The 21454-nt window shown below is 72.8% G+C and carries 17 protein-coding genes; 12 read left to right on the top strand and 5 right to left on the bottom strand.

Translation table 11 applies throughout. From position 1 onward, the window contains the following. Positions 1-84 precede the first annotated feature (84 nt). Both KDY119_RS09765 and KDY119_RS09760 read left to right on the top strand, forming a co-directional pair. Entirely contained in the window at positions 85-2088 is a 2004-nt protein-coding gene (locus KDY119_RS09765; RefSeq protein ID WP_036949999.1) for an APC family permease, read from the top strand. Positions 2089-2099: 11 nt separating this feature from the next. Then, entirely contained in the window at positions 2100-3455 is a 1356-nt protein-coding gene (locus tag KDY119_RS09760; RefSeq protein WP_036950854.1) for a class I SAM-dependent RNA methyltransferase, read from the top strand. On the opposite strand, the gene KDY119_RS09755 is transcribed toward KDY119_RS09760, so the two are convergent. Next, positions 3439-4731: a HipA domain-containing protein gene (locus KDY119_RS09755; RefSeq protein WP_153022254.1), complete on the bottom strand. Its 1293-nt coding sequence runs from the start codon at positions 4729-4731 to the stop codon at positions 3439-3441. The two genes, KDY119_RS09760 and KDY119_RS09755, sit on opposite strands and share 17 nt — an antisense overlap. Further along, the gene (locus KDY119_RS09750; protein ID WP_051136525.1) at positions 4728-4961 is read right to left on the bottom strand and encodes a helix-turn-helix domain-containing protein; all 234 of its coding nucleotides are present in this window, start codon (positions 4959-4961) and stop codon (positions 4728-4730) included. The genes KDY119_RS09755 and KDY119_RS09750 overlap by 4 nt, the downstream gene beginning before the upstream one ends. Positions 4962-5094: 133 nt before the next feature. Here KDY119_RS09750 and KDY119_RS09745 point away from each other — a divergent pair, with 133 nt between their 5' ends. Both KDY119_RS09745 and acnA read left to right on the top strand, forming a co-directional pair. After that, entirely contained in the window at positions 5095-7623 is a 2529-nt protein-coding gene (locus KDY119_RS09745) for an HAD-IC family P-type ATPase (protein WP_153022253.1), read from the top strand. A 135-nt stretch (positions 7624-7758) separates the two neighbouring features. Further along, positions 7759-10500, top strand: coding sequence for an aconitate hydratase AcnA (gene acnA / locus KDY119_RS09740; protein WP_036950002.1), 2742 nt, complete (start codon positions 7759-7761; stop codon positions 10498-10500). A gap of 218 nt (positions 10501-10718) precedes the next feature. Here the strand turns inward: acnA and KDY119_RS09735 are convergent, their stop codons facing one another. Beyond that, positions 10719-11414: an NUDIX hydrolase gene (locus tag KDY119_RS09735; protein WP_036950003.1), complete on the bottom strand. Its 696-nt coding sequence runs from the start codon at positions 11412-11414 to the stop codon at positions 10719-10721. After that, complete coding sequence (locus KDY119_RS09730) at positions 11411-12883, bottom strand: GuaB1 family IMP dehydrogenase-related protein (protein WP_036950004.1); 1473 nt, start codon at positions 12881-12883, stop codon at positions 11411-11413. The genes KDY119_RS09735 and KDY119_RS09730 overlap by 4 nt, the downstream gene beginning before the upstream one ends. A 195-nt stretch (positions 12884-13078) precedes the next feature. Between KDY119_RS09730 and dxs the strand changes: the two genes are divergently transcribed. The 8 genes from dxs (at position 13079) to KDY119_RS09690 (ending at position 20998) form a co-directional block, all read left to right on the top strand. Further along, positions 13079-14974, top strand: coding sequence for a 1-deoxy-D-xylulose-5-phosphate synthase (gene dxs / locus KDY119_RS09725; RefSeq protein WP_153022252.1), 1896 nt, complete (start codon positions 13079-13081; stop codon positions 14972-14974). Then, a complete protein-coding gene (locus KDY119_RS09720; RefSeq protein ID WP_051136526.1) occupies positions 14971-15624 on the top strand; it encodes an HAD family hydrolase in 654 nt (217 codons plus the stop codon). The genes dxs and KDY119_RS09720 overlap by 4 nt, the downstream gene beginning before the upstream one ends. A 20-nt stretch (positions 15625-15644) precedes the next feature. Beyond that, positions 15645-16193 (top strand): DUF1697 domain-containing protein, encoded by a 549-nt coding sequence (locus KDY119_RS09715; protein WP_036950009.1) that lies wholly within the window; start codon positions 15645-15647, stop codon positions 16191-16193. A 225-nt stretch (positions 16194-16418) separates the two neighbouring features. Continuing rightward, entirely contained in the window at positions 16419-18710 is a 2292-nt protein-coding gene (pflB, locus tag KDY119_RS09710; RefSeq protein WP_153022251.1) for a formate C-acetyltransferase, read from the top strand. Further along, on the top strand, positions 18710-19525 hold the full coding sequence (gene pflA / locus KDY119_RS09705; RefSeq protein ID WP_051136528.1) for a pyruvate formate-lyase-activating protein: 816 nt from the start codon (positions 18710-18712) through the stop codon (positions 19523-19525). Before pflB ends, pflA begins: the two co-directional genes overlap by 1 nt. A gap of 82 nt (positions 19526-19607) precedes the next feature. After that, positions 19608-19814, top strand: a complete 207-nt coding sequence (locus KDY119_RS09700) for a ribbon-helix-helix protein, CopG family (protein WP_036950013.1) — start codon at positions 19608-19610, stop codon at positions 19812-19814. After that, positions 19811-20209 (top strand): type II toxin-antitoxin system death-on-curing family toxin, encoded by a 399-nt coding sequence (locus KDY119_RS09695; RefSeq protein ID WP_036950015.1) that lies wholly within the window; start codon positions 19811-19813, stop codon positions 20207-20209. Before KDY119_RS09700 ends, KDY119_RS09695 begins: the two co-directional genes overlap by 4 nt. Positions 20210-20263: 54 nt before the next feature. Further along, the gene (locus KDY119_RS09690) at positions 20264-20998 is read left to right on the top strand and encodes a GNAT family N-acetyltransferase (protein ID WP_051136529.1); all 735 of its coding nucleotides are present in this window, start codon (positions 20264-20266) and stop codon (positions 20996-20998) included. Between the two features lie 26 nt (positions 20999-21024). Here the strand turns inward: KDY119_RS09690 and KDY119_RS09685 are convergent, their stop codons facing one another. Beyond that, the gene (locus KDY119_RS09685; RefSeq protein WP_036950017.1) at positions 21025-21453 is read right to left on the bottom strand and encodes a TIGR03668 family PPOX class F420-dependent oxidoreductase; all 429 of its coding nucleotides are present in this window, start codon (positions 21451-21453) and stop codon (positions 21025-21027) included. Position 21454: the final 1 nt, after the last annotated feature.

Here is a 21454-nt window from a genome sequence, read left to right as displayed (position 1 = left end):
CGACGCTACCAGCGCACGGACCGCCCGCCCGGCCGTCTCGGCTTCTCCCGCCCGGGAGCGCGGGCCCGCGTAGCATGGTGCCTCGTGTCCGATCTCGCCGACGCCGCCAAACGGCTCCTGCTGGGGCGTCCCGTCCGCAGCGACCGCCTGGGCCACACGCTGCTGCCCAAGCGCCTCGCGCTGCCCGTGTTCGCGTCCGACGCGCTCTCGTCCGTGGCGTACGCGCCCGACGAGATCCTCCTGACCCTGGCGCTCGCGGGCTTCACCGCGACGACGATCTCCCCGTGGGTGGGTGTCGCCGTCGTCGTGGTGCTCGTGACGGTCGTCGCGTCGTACCGGCAGAACGTGCACGCCTACCCGTCCGGGGGCGGCGACTACGAGGTCGCGACCACGAACCTCGGTCCCGGTGCGGGCCTGTCGGTCGCGTCGGCGCTCATGGTCGACTACGTCCTCACGGTCGCGGTGTCGATCTCGTCGGGCACCCAGTACGCGGCGTCGGCGATCCCGGCGCTGCGCGGGCACGAGGTCCCGTTCGCGATCGGGGTCGTGGTGCTCCTCGCGGTCGCGAACCTGCGCGGGGTCAAGGAGTCGGGCCGGTTCTTCGCGATCCCCGTGTACTTCTTCATGGCCGCGATCGGTGTCACCGCGGTCGTCGGGTTCGCGCGGTTCGTCACGACGGGGCTCCCCGCCGCCGAGTCGGCGGGGTTCGACATCGTCGCGTCCGACAACCTGTCCAGCGGCCTCGTGGGGCTCGGTGGGGCGTTCCTCGTGGCGCGCGCGTTCGCGTCCGGGTGCGCGGCCCTGACGGGCGTGGAGGCCATCAGCAACGGTGTGCCGGCGTTCCGCAAGCCCAAGTCGAAGAACGCTGCGACCACCCTCGCCCTGCTGGGCGCGATCTCCGCGGTCATGATCATGGCGATCCTGGTGCTCGCGCGCGACATCGGAGCCAAGTACGTCGAGGACCCCGCGAGCCAGCTCCGTGACCACGGGCACGCGGTGTCCGCGGACTACGTGCAGCACCCGGTGATCGGGCAGCTCGCCCAGTCGGTGTTCTCCGGCTTCTCGCCCGCGTTCTACGTCGTGTCCGCGGCCACGGGCGTGATCCTCGTCCTCGCCGCGAACACCGCGTTCAACGGGTTCCCCGTCCTCGGGTCGATCCTCGCGAAGGACGGCTACCTGCCCCGGCAGATGGACACCCGCGGCGACCGGCTCGCGTTCTCCAACGGCATCATCGTCCTCGCGCTCGGCGCGATCGCCCTGATCGTCGCGTTCGACGCCACCGTCACCCGGCTCATCCAGCTCTACATCGTCGGCGTGTTCGTCTCCTTCACGCTCTCCCAGCTGGGCATGGTCCGGCACTGGACGCGCAACCTGCGCACCGAGACCGACCCCGCCGTCCGCAAGCGGATGGTCCGCTCCCGCATGGTCAACGGGTTCGGCTTCGGGCTCACCGGCGTCGTCCTGCTCATCGTCCTGGCGACCAAGTTCACGCACGGCGCGTGGATCGCCATCCTCGCCATGGCGGGCCTGTACGCCCTCATGCGGGGCATCCGCCGCCACTACGAGTCGGTGGCCCGCGAGCTGACCCTCGACGACGCGGCCGCGGCGCGGGCCCTGCCCAGCCGCGTCCACGCCATCGTCCTGATCTCCAAGCTCCACAAGCCCGCGATGCGCGCCATCTCCTACGCCCGGGCGTCCCGGCCCTCCGTGCTCGAGGCCGTCACCGTCGGTGTCCACCCCGAGGAGGTCACGGCCCTGACCGCCGAGTGGGACGCGCTCGACCTCCCCCTCCCGCTGCGCGTCCTCGACTCCCCGTTCCGCGAGATCACCCGGCCCGTGCTCCAGTACGTGCGGTCCGTGCGCCGCGAGTCCCCCCGCGACCTCGTCGTCGTCTACATCCCCGAGTACGTCGTCGGGCACTGGTGGGAGCAGCTCCTGCACAACCAGTCCGCGCTGCGCCTCAAGGGGCGCCTCCTGTTCACCCCCGGCGTCGTCGTCGCGTCCGTGCCCTGGCAGCTCGAGTCCAGCGAGGGCCAGACCGGCCTCGAGGACACCCGCGACGCCGCGACCTGGCTCCACCGCCGGTGAGAGGCCCCACCATGCCCCCCACGACCGACGAGCTCCTCGAGCTCACCGTCGGCCCCGTCGCCCACGGCGGACACTGCGTCGCCCGCACCGACGGCCGCGTCGTCTTCGTCCGCCACACCCTGCCCGGCGAGAAGGTCCTCGCCCGCCTCACCGACACCGGCGACGACCCCGCGACCGCCCGGTTCTGGCGCGCCGACGCCGTCCAGGTCCTGCAGCCCTCACCGGACCGCGTCCCCGACGCGTGGCCCGCCGCCGGACCGGGCGGCGTGGGCGGGGGAGAGCTCGCCCACGTCTCGCTCGACGGCCAGCACCGCTGGAAGGCCGCCGTCCTGGCCGAGCAGCTCCAGCGCCTCGCCCACCTCGAGCCCGCCGACCTGCCCGGCGGCGGCGTCCACGTCGAGGCAGCACCCGGCGACGACGCCCGCGGCGGCCTGCACTGGCGCACCCGCATCGAGCTCGTCGCCGGTCCCGACGGACGCGCCGGGATGCACCGCTACCGCACCCACGACGTCCTCGCCCTCGACCCCGCCGCCCCCGGCGGGCCCATGCCCCTCGCCACCGAGGCCGTGCTGGCGCTCGCGGACGCCGAGGGCGTGTTCACGCGCCGCTGGGAGCCGGGCACCCGCCTCGAGCTGGTCGCCCCGGCCGCCCGCCACGACACGGACGCCGGCGCCGCCGCGCCGTCGCCCCTGCTCCTGGCCGACGGCCGGACCTGGCAGGGCGGCCGAGCCGACCTCCGCCCCAACGCCCGCCGCACCGTCACCGAGACCGTCACCACCCACGGCACCACCTGGACCCACCGCGTCGCCGCCGACGGGTTCTGGCAGGTCCACCGCGAGGCCCCCGCCCTCCTCGTCGGCGCCGTCCTCGACGCGCTCGCCCCGGCCGGGAGCCTCGACGGGGCGACCGTCCTCGACCTCTACGCCGGCGCCGGCCTGTTCACCCTGCCCCTGTCCGACGCGACGGGACCCACCGGGCGCGTCGTCTCGGTCGAAGGCTCGCCCCGCGCCGTCAAGGACGCCCGCCGCTCCCTGCACGACCGCCCCCACGTCGAGCTGCACGCCGGCCCCGTCGACCACGTCCTCGCCGCCCTGCGCGCGGCAGCCGGCGCCAGCGGCGGACTCACCCACGCCGACGCCGTCGTCCTCGACCCGCCCCGCGTGGGCGCCGGCCGCGTCGTCGTCGAGCAGGTCGCCCACCTCGCCCCGCAGACCGTCGTCTACGTCGCCTGCGACCCGGCGGCCCTCGCACGGGACGTCGCCCTCTTCGCCGGCCACGGGTACGACCTCACCGCGCTCCGCGCGCTCGACCTGTTCCCCATGACCCACCACCTCGAGGCCGTCGCCACCCTCACCCGCCGACCCTGACCGCCTCCGCGGCGAGGGCCCGCGCCCGCTCGTCCACCACCGCCCACGCCGCCACCGACACGCCGGGGTGGCGCTCGCGGTCCACGGCCTCCAGGGCGGCGACGGTCCGCTCGAGCGTGTCGACGACGACGCGGGTCGCCCGCCGCGATGCGAGGCCCCAGGCACGGCCCTCGCCGACGAGCTGCGCCGCACCGATCGCGCGGGCGACGTCGCGCCCGTCGACGTCGAGCGCGAGCCGGCCCGACGACGCGGGGGAGTGCAGGTGCATCGAGACGTCGTAGGCGGGGGCGAGGCTCACGCGGGCGCCGTCGGGCGCGCGCACGAACGCGTGGTTCTTCGCGTGCGCGTCCGTGTTCCCGACGACGACGGTGAACACGACGAGTCGCAGGAGCGCGTCGGGGGTCGCGCCGCCGTCCGTCAGGACGCGTGCGGCGTCGGCGTACGACGGCGTGGCCCGTCCGTGCTGGAACTTGCGCTCGGGGTCGGTCGTCGCGATCCCGAGGGCCTGCGCGAGGTCCTCCTGGTGCACGCGGCCGACAGGCCGGCCCGAGGGGTCGGGGGCACGGTCGAACCGCGACACGACGAGCGCGCGCTGGTCCTCGAACGTGGCCACGTGCGCCTCGACCGTCGTCAGCCCGACCCGGCGCGCGAGGTCGAGCGCGGCCGCCTCGGTGTCCACGAGGTCCGACGTCGCCGTCCCGGGCGGACGGGAGAGCTTGAGGATGTGCGTGGACGCGGCGCCGTCGCGCACGCGCGCCCACCCGTCCCCGGTGCGCGCGAGCGCGATCTTCGGCTCCATCCCGGCGAGGGAGGTCAGCGAGTCGAGCCGGTCCGTCGTGGAGCCGTGGGTCGCGGCCTGGCGCAGCATCGCCGCGATCCCGACCTCGTCGATCGGCTCGGTGCGCGCCGTCGTCGCCGGATCGGGCGAGCCGGCGGGGACGAGGACGACGGCGCCCGCGGTGTCGCGCCCGTACACGGACAGGAACGCGAGGGTGTCGTCGGGGTCGATGCGGTGCTCGCGTGCCATGGAGTCGCGGGCGCGGCCCTCGGGCAGCAGGCCCTCGAGCCAGACCCGCACGCGCGCAGGGTGCGAGCCTGCCGTGGTGCCGAGGGGGAGGAGCTGCGACAGCACGCGCGAACCGACGCCCCAGCGGTCGAGCGCCTCGTCCGTCCACGCGATCTCGATGCCCGAGCCCCGTGCGGCGGGACGGGCGGTGGCCGCGTGCGTGCCGTACAGCCAGACGTCGAGCTCGGTGGCCGGCGCGGCGGGGCTCACGGCGCCTCGACCTTGAGCACGACGTCGAGCTCGCGCAGCAGCGCGAAGAGCCGGTCGGTGTAGAGGCTCGGCTTGCCCTGCTCGATCTCGACGAGGTAGCGGCGCGTGATGCCGAGGTCGTCGGCGAGCTCGGCCTGGGTGAGCCCCCGCTGCGTGCGGCGGCGGCGCAGGAAGCCGCCGAGATCGGCGGGCCTCGTGACGTAGGCCCACTCGGCGGGACGGTCGGTCATGTCGGCTCCTTCGGGCTCGTGCGGGTCGCTGTGTGCGGATATCGTGACAACGGTGCGAAGTGAGGATATCAGCACACCGTCCTGATGTCACGATAACCGCACAACTCACGTGGCGCTCCGTTACGCTCGGACCATGACGACCCCCGCCGACGACGCACCCGCCGGCACCTTCGCCACCACCCCCACCGCCCCCGCCGAGCACCCGGCCCCGCTCACCGACGCCCAGGTCGCCGAACGCGTCGCCGCAGGCCACGTCAACCACGTCCGACGAGCCAGCTCCCGCAGCCTCGGCGCCATCCTCCGCGCCAACGTCCTCACCCTGTTCAACCTCATCCTCGCGATCGCCGCCGTCCTCGTCCTCGCCACCGGAAGCTGGCCCGACGCCGTCTTCGCCATCGTCATGGTCGTCAACGCCGGCATCGGCATCGCCACCGAATACCGCGCCAAGCGCACCCTCGACCACCTCTCCCTCCTCACCGAGTCACCCGCCCACGTCCGGCGCACCGGCCCCGACGGCGTCCACGACACCGAGGTGGCGCTCGCGGACATCGTCCTCGACGACCTCCTGCTCCTCGTGACGGGCGACCAGGTCCCCGCCGACGGGACGGTGCTCGAGGTCGCGGGGCTCGAGGTCGACGAGTCGATGCTCACGGGCGAGTCCCGCTCGGTGCGCAAGCAGCCGGGGGACGAGGTGCTCTCCGGGTCGGTGATCGTCGCCGGCAGCGCGACCGTCCACGTCACCGCGGTCGGTGCCGACTCCTACGCCCAGCGCATCGCCACCGAGGCCCGCCGCTTCTCCGTCGCCCGCTCCGAGCTCCGCGACGGCATCAACAAGGTCCTGGCGGTCGTCTCGGTCGCGATCGTGCCCATCGCGCTCCTGCTCGCGTGGTCGCAGCTCCGGGCGACCGGCGGTCTCACCGAGTCCATCAGCTCGGGTGCGTGGCGGCAGGCCGTCGTCGCCGCCGTCGCCGGTGTGGTCGGCATGATCCCCGAGGGCCTCGTCCTGCTGACGTCCCTCAACTTCGCCCTCGCCGCGATCCTCCTCGCCCGTCAGGGGGTCCTCGTCCAGGAGCTCCCCGCGGTCGAGGTCCTCGCGCGCGTCGACGTCCTGTGCCTCGACAAGACCGGGACCATCACCGACGGCACCGTCGGGCTGCGCGAACGGCACGGCGTCCTGCCCGACGACGCCGGCGACGGGCGTGAGGCTGCCGCCCTCGGGGTCCTCGCGGCCCTCGCGGCCGACCCGGGTGCCAACGCGACCGCGCTCGCAGCGGGGGAGGACATCGACGAGGCGCCCGCGGCCGTGACGGACGCCGTGCCGTTCTCGTCGGCGCGCAAGTGGTCGGCCGTCCGCACGGCGGAGCGGGCCTACGTCCTCGGCGGACCGGACATCCTCCTGGCCGGCCGTGACGACGACGCCGCGCGCGACGCCCTCGCCCTCGTGCGCGAGGCGGCGGGCACGGGCTCGCGCGTCGTCCTGCTCGCGGAGGCGCCCGCCGGGCTGCCGGACCCCGAGCACCCGCTGCCGCACGACCTCGTGCCCGCCGTCGTGTGCGTGCTCGGCGAGCACGTGCGCCCCGACGCCGAGCAGACGCTCGCGTACTTCCACGCCCAGGGTGTGCGGACCATCGTGATCTCGGGCGACGACCCCGAGACCGTCGGCGCGATCGCGACCGGCGTGCGGTCCGGAGGGCCCGAGCAGGGCGAGGCGCCGCTCGTCGGGTACGACGCGCGGCAGCTGCCGGCCGTCGGGGACGTAGACGGCCAAGGCGGCAAGCCCGACGCCGACCAGCTCGCTGCTCTCGCCGACGTCCTCGACGAGCAGGGCGTCTACGGGCGCGTGCGGCCCGAGCAGAAGCGCGCCATCGTGCACGCCCTGCAGTCGCGCGGCCACGTCGTCGGGATGACCGGCGACGGCGTGAACGACGCCCTCGCGCTCAAGGACGCCGACCTGGGCATCGCCATGGGCAACGGGGCGCCGGCCACCAAGGCCGTCGCACGCCTCGTCCTGGTCGACGGCCGGTTCTCGACCCTGCCGGGCGTCGTCGGGCAGGGGCGCCGCGTGATGGCGAACATGGAGCGTGTCGCGGGCCTGTTCCTCACCAAGACGACGTACGCGGCGCTGCTCGCGGTCGCCGTCGTGCTGCTCGCGATCCCGTACCCGTTCCTCCCGCGGCACCTCACCCTCGTGAGCTCGCTCACCATCGGCATCCCCGCGTTCTTCCTCGCGCTCCCGCCCAACGACACCCGGTACGTGCCGGGCTTCCTGCGCCGCGTGCTGACGTACGCGGTCCCCTCGGGCGTGGTGATCGGCGCGGGCGTGCTGACCGCCTACCTCGTCTCACGCGGCCAGGGCGACCCGACGGTCGACGCGCGGTCGGTGGCCACGCTCGTGCTGCTCGCGCTCGCGCTGTGGGTGCTGGGTATCGCCGCCCGCCCGTGGAACCGCGGCCGGAGCTGGCGGCTGTGGCTCGTGGTCGCCATGGCGGCCTGCGGCGCCGGCGCCTGGGCGATCCCGTTCACGCGGGACTTCTTCGCGCTCGAGCTCCTGAACGGCGGGCAGCTCGCGCTCGCCGCGGTCGTCGTCGTGGTGGGCTGGACGCTCATCGAGATCGCGTTCCGCCTGATCGGGTCGAAGGCGCGCCACCCCGCGATATCTTGACGTCAAGATATCTGCGGTATGCTGGCGTAGGCTGAACGCAAGCCCCCAAGAAGCCCCTGAAGAGCCCCCGACGGGCTCGTGCGCCGACGTCGGCGCACGCCCCGTCACCCCTCGCCAGCAGACAGGAGTTGCACCGTGAGCAGCGTCGACACGTTCGGGTCGAAGGGAACCCTCACCGTCGGTGACCAGGACTACGAGATCTTCCGGCTTTCCGCCGTCGGGGGCCTCGAGCGCCTGCCGTACAGCCTGAAGGTCCTCGCCGAGAACCTCCTGCGCACGGAGGACGGTGCCAACATCACCGCCGACCACGTGCGCGCGCTCGCCGGGTGGGACCCGGACGCGCAGCCCGACACGGAGATCCAGTTCACGCCGGCCCGCGTGATCATGCAGGACTTCACCGGCGTGCCCTGCGTCGTCGACCTGGCGACCATGCGCGAGGCCGTCGCCGAGCTCGGCGGCGACGCGCAGCGCATCAACCCGCTCGCGCCGGCCGAGCTCGTCATCGACCACTCGGTCCAGATCGACGTCTTCGGCACCGCCGGCGCGTTCGAGCGCAACGTCGACATCGAGTACGACCGCAACCGCGAGCGCTACCAGTTCCTGCGCTGGGGCCAGACGGCGTTCGACGACTTCAAGGTCGTCCCGCCGGGCACCGGCATCGTTCACCAGGTCAACATCGAGTACCTGGCGCGCACCGTCATGACGCGAGAGGTCGACGGAGCCCTCCGGGCCTACCCCGACACCTGCGTCGGCACCGACTCGCACACCACGATGGTCAACGGCCTCGGCGTGCTGGGCTGGGGCGTCGGCGGCATCGAGGCCGAGGCGGCCATGCTCGGTCAGCCCGTCTCGATGCTCATCCCGCGCGTCGTCGGCTTCAAGCTCACGGGCGCGATCCCGGCCGGTGTGACCGCGACCGACGTCGTGCTCACCATCACGCAGCTGCTGCGCGCCCACGGCGTCGTCGGCAAGTTCGTGGAGTTCTACGGCGACGGCGTCGCCCAGGTCCCGCTCGCGAACCGCGCCACCATCGGCAACATGAGCCCCGAGTTCGGCTCGACCGCCGCGATCTTCCCGATCGACGACATCACGCTCGACTACCTGCGTCTCACGGGCCGCTCCGACGAGCAGGTCGCGCTCGTCGAGGCGTACACCAAGGAGCAGGGCCTGTGGCACGACCCGTCGCGCGAGCCCGTCTTCTCGGAGTACCTCGAGCTGGACCTCGCGACCGTGGTGCCGTCGATCGCCGGCCCGAAGCGTCCGCAGGACCGCATCGAGCTGTCGCGCGCCAAGGAGCAGTTCGCGCGTGACCTCCCGGTCTACGCGCCCGAGGTCGGCAACGGCGTCGACGAGGCCGAGGAGGAGTCGTTCCCCGCGTCCGACTCGCCCGCCGTCGCGTCGCGCACCACGCGTCTCGTGCCCGTCACCGACACCCGCGGCAACAGCTTCGAGCTGTTCCACGGCGCCGTCGCGATCGCGTCGATCACGTCGTGCACGAACACGTCGAACCCGTCGGTCATGATGGCTGCCGGCCTGCTCGCCAAGAACGCCGTCGAGAAGGGCCTCACCTCCAAGCCGTGGGTCAAGACCTCGACCGCCCCCGGCTCGCAGGTCGTCACCGGCTACTACGAGAAGGCCGGCCTGTGGCCGTACCTCGACAAGCTGGGCTTCAACCTGGTCGGCTACGGCTGCACCACGTGCATCGGCAACTCGGGCCCGCTCGACGAGAACGTGTCGGCCGCGGTCAACGAGCACGACCTCGCGGTCGTCTCGGTGCTCTCGGGCAACCGCAACTTCGAGGGCCGCATCAACCCCGACGTGAAGATGAACTACCTCGCGTCGCCGCCGCTGGTCATCGCGTACGCGCTCGCCGGGACCATGGACTTCGACTTCGAGTCCGACCCGCTGGGCCGCGACGCCGACGGCAACCCGATCTTCCTCCGGGACATCTGGCCGACGGCCGACGAGGTCCAGGCGACGATCGACGCGTCGATCGACCGGGACATGTTCACCGAGGACTACGCGAACGTCTTCGCGGGCGACGAGCGCTGGCAGGGCCTGCCCACGCCCGAGGGCTCGGTCTTCGAGTGGGACGACGAGTCGACCTACGTGCGCAAGCCCCCGTACTTCGAGGGCATGGGCCTCGAGCCGGAGGCGGTCGCGGACATCTCCGGCGCCCGCGTGCTCGCGAAGCTCGGCGACTCGGTCACGACCGACCACATCAGCCCCGCGGGGGCGATCAAGCCGGACAGCCCGGCCGGTCGCTACCTCACCGAGCACGGCATCGAGCGCAAGGACTTCAACTCCTACGGCTCGCGCCGCGGGAACCACGAGGTCATGATCCGCGGCACCTTCGCGAACATCCGCCTCAAGAACCAGCTCCTCGACGGCGTGGAAGGCGGCTTCACGTACAACTTCGTGAAGGACGCCCAGGACACCATCTACGACGCGGCGCAGGACTACGCGGCGCAGGGCACCCCGCTCGTCATCCTGGGCGGCAAGGAGTACGGCTCGGGCTCGAGCCGTGACTGGGCCGCGAAGGGCACCGCGCTGCTCGGCGTGAAGGCTGTCATCACCGAGAGCTTCGAGCGCATCCACCGCTCGAACCTCATCGGCATGGGCGTCCTCCCGCTGCAGTTCCCCGAGGGCGAGGACGCCGGCTCGCTCGGCCTCGACGGCACCGAGACCTTCGACATCGCCGGGATCACCGCGCTCAACGAGGGCTCGACCCCGCGGACCGTCCACGTGACGGCCACCAAGGGCGACGGCGCCACGGTCGAGTTCGACGCGGTCGTGCGCATCGACACGCCCGGGGAGGCCGACTACTACCGCAACGGCGGGATCCTGCAGTACGTGCTGCGCTCGCTCGTGGGCTGAGACTCAGCGCCCCCGCGACGGCCGGGTCGACCTTCGGGTCGGCCCGGCCGTTCGTCGTCCGTGGAGGGTCGTGGACGGTGGCTGCCCTGGCCGCGTGCGGCGGGCGACCGGCGTCCGGGCGACGGTCTCGCGTCGAACCCGGGCGCGACGCTCCAGGGGTACGGGCAGCCGAGACGTGGATCGGGGCGCCCGACCCGGGCGGAGGTGCTGCGGCGGCCTCAGAGCGAGAGGTCGAGGGTGCGGGCGCCGTCCCACGGCTCGGCCCAGCCGAGCCGGTCGAGCAACGCGTCGAGGACCCCCGCCGTGAACCCCCAGATCAGGTGCTCGCGGTCCTCGGCACGCACGACGAAGCCCGGCGCCCGGTAGGCGTTGCTGCCGCGGTGGGCCACGACGGTCCGCCGGTTCTCCGGGTCGACGAGGTCCGCGACCGGCACCCGGAACACCTGTGCGGACTCGCCGACGTCGACGACGCGCACGGGTGTCGGGGTCGCCCACCAGCCCAGCACGGGGGTGACGAGGTGGTTGCTCACCGGGAGGGGGAGCGGCGGGAACGTGCCGAGCACCTCGACGCCCGACGCGTCGAGCCCGGTCTCCTCGACCGCCTCGCGCAGCGCAGCGCCGACGGGTCCGTCGTCGCCCGGGTCGACCCGTCCGCCCGGGAACGCGACCTGCCCGGCGTGCTGGCCGAGCGTGGGGGCCCGGGCCAGCAGCAGCACGTCGAGGTCGCGCGCGACCGCGGCGGCCCGGTGCGCGGACGGCGACGAGTCGAGCACGCCGAACAGGACGAGCACCGCGGCGTCGCGGACGCGGTCGGCATCCATCGTGCCGATGGCGTGCCGCCACGAGGTCGCCCAGCCGACGTCGCCGTGGACCAGCGCGGCGAGCTGGTCGCGCGCCGCGCCGGGCGGCGTCACCAGCTCTCCGGGACCGGCGCGCCCTCCGCGTACCCGGCGGCCGACTGGACCCCGACGACGGCACGCTCGAAGTACTCCTCGATCGTCGAGGCGCCCGCGTAGGTGAACGAGCTCCGGACGCCCGACGTGATCGAGTCGAGCAGGTCCTCGACGCCCGGGCGCCTCGGCTCGAGGTACATGCGCCCGGTCGAGATGCCCTCCTCGTACAGCCCCTTGCGAGCCCGGTCGAACGGCGAGCCGCCGACGGTGCGGGCCGCGACCGCGCGTGCGGACGCCATCCCGAACGAGTCCTTGTAGAGGCGACCCGTGCCGTCGTCGTGCAGGTCGCCGGGCGACTCGTGCGTCCCGGCGAACCACGAGCCGATCATGACCTGGGACGCCCCCGCGGCGAGCGCGAGCGCGACGTCCCGGGGGTGGCGGACGCCGCCGTCGGCCCAGACGTGCTTGCCGAGCTCGCGTGCCGCCTCCGCGCACTCGAGGACCGCGGAGAACTGGGGCCGCCCGACGCCGGTCATCATGCGCGTCGTGCACATGGCGCCCGGGCCGACGCCCACCTTGAGGATGTCGGCGCCGGCCGCGACGAGGTCGCGCACGCCGTCGGCCGTCACCACGTTCCCTGCGACGACGGGAACGTCGGGGGAGACGCTGCGGACGGCGTCGAGCGCCTGGAGCATCTTGACCTGGTGCCCGTGCGCGGTGTCGACGACGAGCGTGTCGATGCCTGCGTCGAGGAGCGCGCGCGTCTTGCCGGCGACGTCGCCGTTGATCCCGACGGCGGCCGCGACGCGCAGGCGTCCGGCGGCGTCGACCGCGGGCGCGTAGACGGAGGAGCGCAGCGCGCCCTTCTGGGTCAGGACGCCGACCAGGTTCCCGTCACGCACGACGGGCGCGAGGTGGTGCCGACGCTCGTGCAGGAGCGTGAACGCCTTCTCGAGCGCGCCGGCGTCGGCGCGGCCGTCCGGCCCGAGCGGTCCGAGCTCGCTCACGTCGAGCGTGGTCGGGTCGGGCGTCATCACCTCGCGCACCTGGGTGAAGAGGTCGACGCCCTGGCAGTCGCCGGTAGCGACGACCCCGACGGGCCGGCCCTGGTCGACGACCACCGCCGCGCCGTGGCTGCGCTTGCCGAGCAGGGACAGCGCCGTCTGGACGGTGTCGCCGGGTGCCACCACGACGGCCGACTCCACGACCGGGTCCTTCGACTTCACGTCCGCGACGACGTCCGCGACGACGTCGACGGGGATGTCCTGGGGGATCACCACGAGGCCGCCGCGGCGCGCCACGGTCTCGGCCATCCGACGGCCGGCGACGGCCGTCATGTTCGCGACGACGATCGGGATCGTCGTGCCCGTGCCGTCGGTGCTCGACAGGTCGACGTCGAAACGGGACGTGACGTCGGAGCGCGAGGGGACGAGGAAGACGTCGCCGTAGGTGAGGTCGGTCACGGGCGTCTGCCCGGGCAGGAAGCGCATGGTTCGAGTCTAGGGCGGCGCGGCCGTGGGACCCGTGGCGTGCGTCACGGTCCACCGGGCGCACCCACGACGCGCACACCCCGGCCACGTGGACGGCGCAGGTCGCCGCGTAGACTCGACCGATGGTCGGGCACCGGTGGTGCACCGGCCGCACGCGGCCCACGGGTCGACCGCACGACGAGAGGATGAGCGCCGATGGGGCTGCTGGAGCAGATCTCGGGACCACGGGACCTGGATGCGCTGAGCCCCGCGCAGCTGCGGCAGCTCGCCGCCGAGATCCGGGAGTTCCTGGTCCAGGCGGTCTCGCGCACCGGTGGGCACCTCGGCCCGAACCTGGGTGTCGTCGAGCTGACGCTCGCGATGCACCGGGTGTTCGAGTCGCCGCGCGACACGTTCGTGTTCGACACGGGCCACCAGTCGTACGTGCACAAGCTGCTCACCGGGCGGCAGGACTTCTCCACGCTGCGGCAGAAGGACGGCCTCGCGGGCTACCCGAGCCGCGCCGAGTCCGAGCACGACGTCGTCGAGAACTCGCACGCGTCCACCTCGCTGAGCTGGGCCGACGGGATCGCCCGGGCGAACACGGTGCGCGGTCTGCGCGACCGGCACGTGGTCGCGGTGATCGGCGACGGCGCGCTCACCGGCGGCATGGCCTGGGAGGCCATCAACAACATCTCCGCGGCCGAGGACCGGCGTCTCGTGGTCGTCGTCAACGACAACGGCCGGTCGTACTCGCCGACCATCGGCGGGATGGCGCACCACCTGGACACGCTGCGCACCACCGACGGCTACGAGAGCTTCCTCTCCTGGGGCAAGCGCACCCTGAACCGCTCGGGCCCGCCCGGACGCTTCGCGTACGAGTGGCTGCACGGCCTGAAGAAGGGCATCAAGGACGTCGTCGCGCCGCAGGGCATGTTCGAGGACCTCGGGCTCAAGTACATCGGCCCGGTCGACGGGCACGACGAGCAGGCCGTCGAGCGGGCGCTGCGCCAGGCCAAGGCGTTCGGCGGCCCCGTGATCGTGCACGCCATCACCGAGAAGGGTCGCGGGTACTCGCCCGCCGAGCAGGACGTCGCCGACCGCTTCCACGCGATCGGCGTCATCCACCCCGAGACGGGTCTGCCCATCGCGCCGTCGCGGTTCGGCTGGACCAAGGTCTTCGCGGACGAGCTGGTGCAGATCGGCCGCCGCCGCCCCGACGTCGTCGCGATCACGGGGGCGATGCTCGAGCCCGTCGGACTGCTGCCGTTCTCGCGCGAGTTCCCCGAGCGCACGATCGACGTGGGCATCGCCGAGCAGCACGCCGTGACGTCCGCCGCCGGCATGGCCTTCGCCGGCCTGCACCCCGTCGTCGCGCTGTACGCGACGTTCCTCAACCGGGCGTTCGACCAGGTCCTCATGGACGTCGCGCTGCACCGCGCGGGCGTGACGTTCGTGCTCGACCGGGCCGGGATCACCGGCCCCGACGGGCCCAGCCACCACGGCATGTGGGACCTCGCGATGCTGCGGCTCGTGCCCGGCCTGCGCCTCGCCGCGCCCCGCGACGAGGCCACGCTGCGCGAGGCGCTGCGCACCGCGGTCGACGTCGACGACGCGCCCACGGTCGTCCGGTACCCCAAGGGCTCGCTCGGCCCCGACCTGCCGGCCGTCGACCGGCTCGACGACGTGGACGTCGTGGCCCGTACGGGCCCGAGGTCCGATGCAGGCGACGCGCCGCGGGTGCTCCTCGTCGGCGTGGGCCCCATGGTCGGCACGGCCCTCGAGGCCGCGCGCGTCCTGGGAGAGCACGGCGTCCGGACGACGGTCGCGGCCCCGACCTGGGTCCTCCCGATGCCGTCGGCGCTGGTGAAGCTCGCAGGCGAGGCGGACCTCGTGGTCACCGTCGAGGACGGGCTCGCGGAGGGCGGCGTGGGCGCGCTCCTCGGTGAGCGGCTCACGGCCGAGGGGCACCTGGCGCGGATGCTCACGCTGGGCCTGCCGACGACCTTCGTCGACCACGCGAGCCGCGAGGAGATCGTCGCCAGGTACCGGCTCGGTGCCGCGGACGTCGCCGCCGACGCGCTCGCGGCGCTCGGTAGCCTGCGTCCGTGATCTGGCTCCTCGACCTCGACAACACCCTGCTGGCCCGCACCGACGCGTTCGCGGCGTGGGCCGCTGCCGCGGTCGCCGAGGCCGGCGCGTCCGACGAGGACCTCGCAGACGTCCTCGAGGTCGACCAGGACGGGCACGGCTCCAAGGAGGCGCTGGCGCGCGTGCTCATCGACCGGCTCGGCTGGGACGACGACGTGCCCGCCGCGATCACGCGGTTCCGGGCGGGCATCGTCGACGGCGTGCGGCTCTACGACGGCGTCCCGACGCTGCTCGAGGAGCTCCGCGACGCGGGCCACCGGGTGGCGGTCGTGACCAACGGGACGTCGGCGCAGCAGCGGGCGAAGATCGCGCGCTGCGGGCTCGGGTCGCGCGTGGACGCCGTCGTCGTCTCCGGCGAGGAGGGCGTCGCCAAGCCCGACCCGCGCCTCCTCGAGATCGCGCTCGACCGGCTCGGTGCCGCGGCCGTCGATCGTGACGAGGTGTGGATGGTGGGCGACACCGCGCACGCCGACGTCGCCGCGGGGCATGCGGCCGGCGTCCGGACGGCGTGGGTCTCCCACGGCCGCGCGTGGGCGGGGACGAGGCGTCCGGACGTCGTCGCGGCGACGACACGCGAGGCGATCGAGGTCGCGTCCGCGGTGGCCCGGTGACGTCGGGCAGGATGTCCGGCATGGCGACGAGCGAGGCCGACGGCCGCTGGGTGGTGCTGCTTCGGGGCGTCAACGTGGGCGGGGTGACGATCCGGTCGGCCGATCTGCGTTCCTGCGTCGAGGGGCTCGGCTTCACGGGCGTCCGGACCGTGCTCGCGAGCGGGAACGTGGTCGTCGACGCGACGGACGAACCCCTCGCGGACGCGAAGCGACGGATCGAGGCGGGGCTGGGGGAGCGGTTCGGCTACGACGCCTGGGTCGTCCTGCTGCGACAGGGGGCGCTCGGGGAGGTCGTGGAGGCGTTCCCGTGGCCGTCCCGGGAAGGCTGGCACGACGACGTGACGTTCGTCTCGGACCCGACCGTCCTCGACGAGCTCCTGGCCGCGGTGGACGCGCTCGGCCTCGATCCGGAGACCGACCCGGTCGCGGCGGGGGAGGGGGTCGTCTACTGGCAGGTGCGGCAGGGAGGCACCCTCGACGCTCCGTTCTCGAAGCTGTCGTCGAAGGCCCGCTACAAGGCGACGACGACCACGCGCAACGTCCGCACGCTGCGTCGTCTCCTGGGCTGAGGGTCTCGATCGTGGAGCACTCGGCAGAGCTTCGGTAAAAATACTGTGCCAAGCGCCTACCAACGCCGCCGTGCCCACTATGGCGTCAGCCACACCGTTGCCTGCCTAGACGGCGTGATGGACCAGACCTGGCTTGACCTTGGCTTTGCCTGATTCGCGCTCTTACGCTGAATTGAGTGAGCGGGCGACCAGGCACCGCTCCGGTCGACGGAATCGACGGACATCATGACTACGCACGCCACCCCGGTCCCTCAGCACCTGTCGCAGCAGGGGAGCGCGGACACCGCGCACGAGCCTGCGTGGGAGGGCTTCGTCGACGGGCCCTGGCGGGACGGCGTGGACGTCCGCGACTTCATCCAGCGCAACTACACCCCGTACGACGGCGACAGCTCGTTCCTGGCCGGCCCGACGGAGCGCTCCACCGCGCTCTGGAGCCGGCTCACCGCGATGTTCCCGGAGGAGCGGGAGAAGGGCGTCTACGACGTCGACGCGGCGACGCCCTCGACGATCACGGCGCACGCACCCGGCTACATCGACCGCGAGCACGAGCTCGTCGTCGGGCTCCAGACGGACGCCCCGCTCAAGCGCGCGATCATGCCGAACGGTGGCTGGCGCATGGTCGAGGGCGCGCTCGAGACGTACGGCTATCCCGTCGACCCGGTGCTGCGGAAGGTCTTCACGGAGTACCGCAAGACCCACAACCAGGCCGTGTTCGACGTCTACCCGCCGTCGGTGCGGGCAGCGCGGTCCTCGCACATCGTGACCGGCCTGCCCGACGCGTACGGTCGCGGACGCATCATCGGCGACTACCGCCGCGTCGCGCTGTACGGCGTCGACGCCCTCGTCGCCGCGAAGAAGGTCGACCGCGTCGCGATGGACATGCAGCCCGGGACCGAGGCGGTGCTGCGCGACCGTGAGGAGAACGCCGAGCAGCTCCGGGCGCTCGGCGAGCTCGTCGAGATGGCGGCGTCCTACGGGTGTGACGTGCGCCGCCCCGCGGCGAACGCGCACGAGGCGGTCCAGTGGCTGTACCTCGCCTACCTCGCCGCGGTGAAGGAGCAGAACGGCGCCGCGATGTCGCTGGGCCGGACGTCGACGTTCCTCGACGTCTACCTGCAGCGCGACCTCGATGCCGGCGTCCTCACCGAGGAGCAGGCGCAGGAGCTCGTCGACGACTTCGTCATCAAGCTGCGGATCGTGCGCTTCCTGCGCACCCCCGAGTACGACGCCCTGTTCTCGGGCGACCCGACGTGGGTGACCGAGTCGATCGGCGGCATGGGGGACGACGGGCGCACGCTCGTCACCAAGAACTCGTTCCGCTTCCTCCAGACGCTCTACAACCTCGGCCCGGCGCCCGAGCCGAACATGACGGTGTTCTGGACTCCGAGCCTGCCGCAGGGCTTCAAGGAGTTCTGCGCGCAGGTGTCGATCGACACGTCGGCGGTGCAGTACGAGTCGGACGACACGATCCGCGCCCACTGGGGTGACGACGCGGGCATCGCGTGCTGCGTGTCCCCGATGCGGATCGGCAAGCAGATGCAGTTCTTCGGCGCGCGCGTGAACGTCGCGAAGGCGCTGCTCTACGCGATCAACGGCGGCAGGGACGAGGTCACGGGGGCCCAGGTCTCGCCCGCGACCGCGCCGGTGGGCGACGGCGTCCTCGACTACGACGACGTCCTGGCACGGTTCGACGCGACGCTCGACTGGCTGGCGGCGACGTACGTCGAGGCGCTCAACTGCATCCACTGGGCCCACGACCGCTACGCGTACGAGCGCCTCGAGATGGCGCTGCACGACAAGGACGTGCTGCGGACCATGGCGTGCGGGATCGCGGGGCTGTCGGTGGCCGCGGACTCGCTGTCGGCGATCCGATACGCGCAGGTCACGCCCGTGCGCGACGACCGAGGCATCGTCGTCGACTACACGATCGACGGCGACTTCCCGACCTACGGCAACGACGACGACCGCGCCGACGAGATCGCGACGTGGCTCGTGGAGACGTTCATGGCGAAGGTCCGCCAGCACCCGACGTACCGCGACGCGGTGCCCACGCAGTCGGTCCTGACGATCACGTCGAACGTCGTCTACGGCAAGGCGACGGGGAACACGCCCGACGGGCGTCGGGCCGGCGAGCCGTTCGCCCCCGGGGCCAACCCGATGAACGGGCGTGACACGCACGGCATGCTCGCGTCGGCGCTGTCGGTCGCGAAGCTCCCGTACGACGACGCCCAGGACGGCATCTCGCTGACGAACACCGTGGTCCCCGCCGGGCTGGGCCGGGAGAAGGGCGAGCAGGTCACGAACCTCGCCGGCCTCCTCGACGCGTACTTCGGGTCGAACGGGTATCACATGAACGTCAACGTCCTGAACCGCGAGACGCTGCTGGACGCGATGGAGCACCCGGAGGACTACCCGCAGCTGACCATCCGGGTCTCCGGGTACGCGGTGAACTTCGTCCGGCTGACGCGCGAGCAGCAGCTCGACGTGCTGTCGCGCACGTTCCACGGTGCGGTCTGATGAGCACCCTCGCCGGTCTCGGCGTCGCGGAGGACCTCGAGCGGTCGGAGCGGCTGGCGGCGATGCGGTCGGGAGAGCTTGGGTCGGTGCACTCCTGGGAGCTCGTGACCGCGGTCGACGGGCCGGGCACGCGGCTCACGGTCTTCCTCAGCGGTTGCCCGCTGCGCTGCCTGTACTGCCACAACCCCGACGCGCTCGCCATGAAGGACGGGCGCCCGGTGACGGCCGACGAGCTGCTCGCGCGGGTGGCACGGTACGTCCCGGTGTTCCGGGCGACCGGGGGAGGGCTCACGCTCTCGGGTGGTGAGGTGCTCATGCAGCCCGCGTTCGCGGCGCGCGTCCTGCGCGGCGCCAAGGAGCTCGGCGTCCACACGACGCTCGACACCTCCGGGTTCCTCGGGGCCCACGCGACCGACGCGATGCTCGACGACACCGACCTCGTGCTGCTCGACGTGAAGTCCGGCGACCCCGAGACGTACCGGCGCGTGACCGGGCGCGACCTCGAGCCGACGTTCGTGTTCGGCCGCCGGCTCGCGGCGCACGGCACGCGCGTCTGGCTCCGCTTCGTCCTGGTGCCTGGGCTCACCGACGACGTCGACAACGTCGAGAAGGTCGTCGCCTACGCGGCGGAGCTCGAGCGGATCCGCCCGGGGACCGTGGAGCGCGTCGAGGTGCTGCCGTTCCACCAGATGGGCCGCGACAAGTGGCGTGTCCTCGGGCGGACGTACGAGCTCGAGGGAACGCATCCGCCGACGGCGGAGCTCACCGAGCGCGTGCGCGGGCAGTTCCGCGCCCACGGGCTCACCACGTATTGAGCTCACCACGCGGCAGCTCCCGGTGCTATCGTCGTGATATCAGCCGGCATCGTCGGACCACGAGCATCGGAGGAGAGACGCCATGAGCACGACGAGCACCCTGGTGGTTCGCTTCGAGCCGGACGAGAAGCGTGCCATCGAGGCTGCCGCCGAGCGCGAGGGCCGGTCGCAGAACGACATCGTTCGCGAGGCCGTCCGCGCCTACGCACAGCGTCGGACGGAGCTCCGAGACCGGTTGATCGCCGACGCGATCCGGGAGTACAAGCCTGTCCTCGACCGACTCGCGTGAGCGGGTCCGTCGGCACCGGTCCCGTCGAGTACCTCGAGGTCGACGACCTCCTGGCCGCAGGACGGGCGCTGCTCGAGAAGGAGCCCGTCGTCCGCGACTGGGGCGCGCTCGACTCGGCGGTCCACCGGCCACAGAGCTCGATGTTCGGGGTCGAGGCATACCCGACGCTCGACACGAAGGCCGCCGCACTCATGCTCTCGGTCGTGCAGAACCACGCGCTCGTGGACGGCAACAAGCGACTCGGTGTCGTCGCGGTCGTCGTGTTCTACGGACTCAACGGACGCCGCTTCGTCGCACCCCACGAGGAGCTCTTCTCGCTGACCATGGCCATCGCCGACGGTTCCCTGGGCGATGTCGCCACGGTCGCTGCGACCATCGCGCCCTGGGCGCGCTGACCGGGGCTCGCATTCCGCTTGCTTCGGCCCAGGTCGGGCTGGCAGCGTCGGCGCATGACGACGCCCGCCGCACCGCCTGCCGCCCCCGAGACGCCCGTCGCTCTGACCACCGAGGAGATCTGGCCGTTCGCCGGCCTGCGAGTCGTGAGCGACGACCTCGAGCTCCGCTACCTCGACGACGACCTGCTGTTCCGCCTCGCGGAGGTCGCGGCCCAGGGAGTGCATGCCGAGGACGCTATGCCGTTCACCACGCCGTGGACGCGTGGCACCCCGCTCGACGTCGCCCGCAGCGTCGTGACCTACCACTGGGGTGGGCGAGGAGCCGTCTCGGGCACTGGCAACACGCGGCTCGAGCTCGCGGTTCTGAGCGCCGGCGAGCCCGTCGGGATCCAAGGTTTCTTCGGTACCGACGTCGCCATCACCCGAACCGTCGAGACGGGGTCGTGGCTCGGGCTCGCGTACCAGGGCCACGGCATCGGGACCCGGATGCGGCGTCTCGTCCTGCATCTGCTGTTCGAGGGGCTGGGGCTCGACGTCGCCGTGACGACGGCGTTTGCCGACAACGCGCCCTCCAACGGCGTCACGCGCCGGATCGGCTACGAGCCGAACGGCGTCGACGTCGTCGCGCGGGAGGGGAAGCCGGCGCTGAGCAACCGCTACCGACTCACCCGGGAGGCGTGGGAGGCGCAGGCCGACCGGCCGGACGTCGAGCTCCACGGCGTCGCCCCGGTCCGCAGCTTCCTCGGCCTGGACGCCGGTCCCAGCGCACCATCCGATCGCGCGAGGTAGTACGGCCGCCGGTATACTTCGTGGGATCAGGTCCCGGTGTCGGCGTAGGTCCAGACGGTCCAGCGCTCGATGCGCACGCGGACGACCGGGCCGCGCGGCGGGTCGTCCCGGTACTGCGGGTAGCGCTCGGCGAGGGCCTCGAGCGCCGTGTCGAACGCGGGTCCGTCATGGTCGAGGCGCGCGAGGCCGTCGGCGCGGACCCACCACAGGCGGGTCCAGTCGTCGTCGTACCGGTCGGCGAGCACGGTGACGCGCGGGTTGTCGGCGATGTTCGCAAGCCGTCGGAGCCGGTGCGTGCTCTTGGGCTTCTGGTCGACGGCGGTGACGAGGTCGTCGCCCATGAGAGCTAACGTCACGGGCACGACGTGCGGCTGGGCGTCGGCGCCGGTGGTCGCGAGGTGGGCGTGCCGGGCGCCGGCGAGCCGTTCACGGCAGGTCGCCTCGTCGAGTCGCATG

The organism is Luteimicrobium xylanilyticum (assembly GCF_009429125.1).
Taxonomy (GTDB): Bacteria; Actinomycetota; Actinomycetes; order Actinomycetales; family Cellulomonadaceae; genus Luteimicrobium; species Luteimicrobium xylanilyticum.
This window is presented reverse-complemented; position numbering and strand designations above follow the sequence as displayed.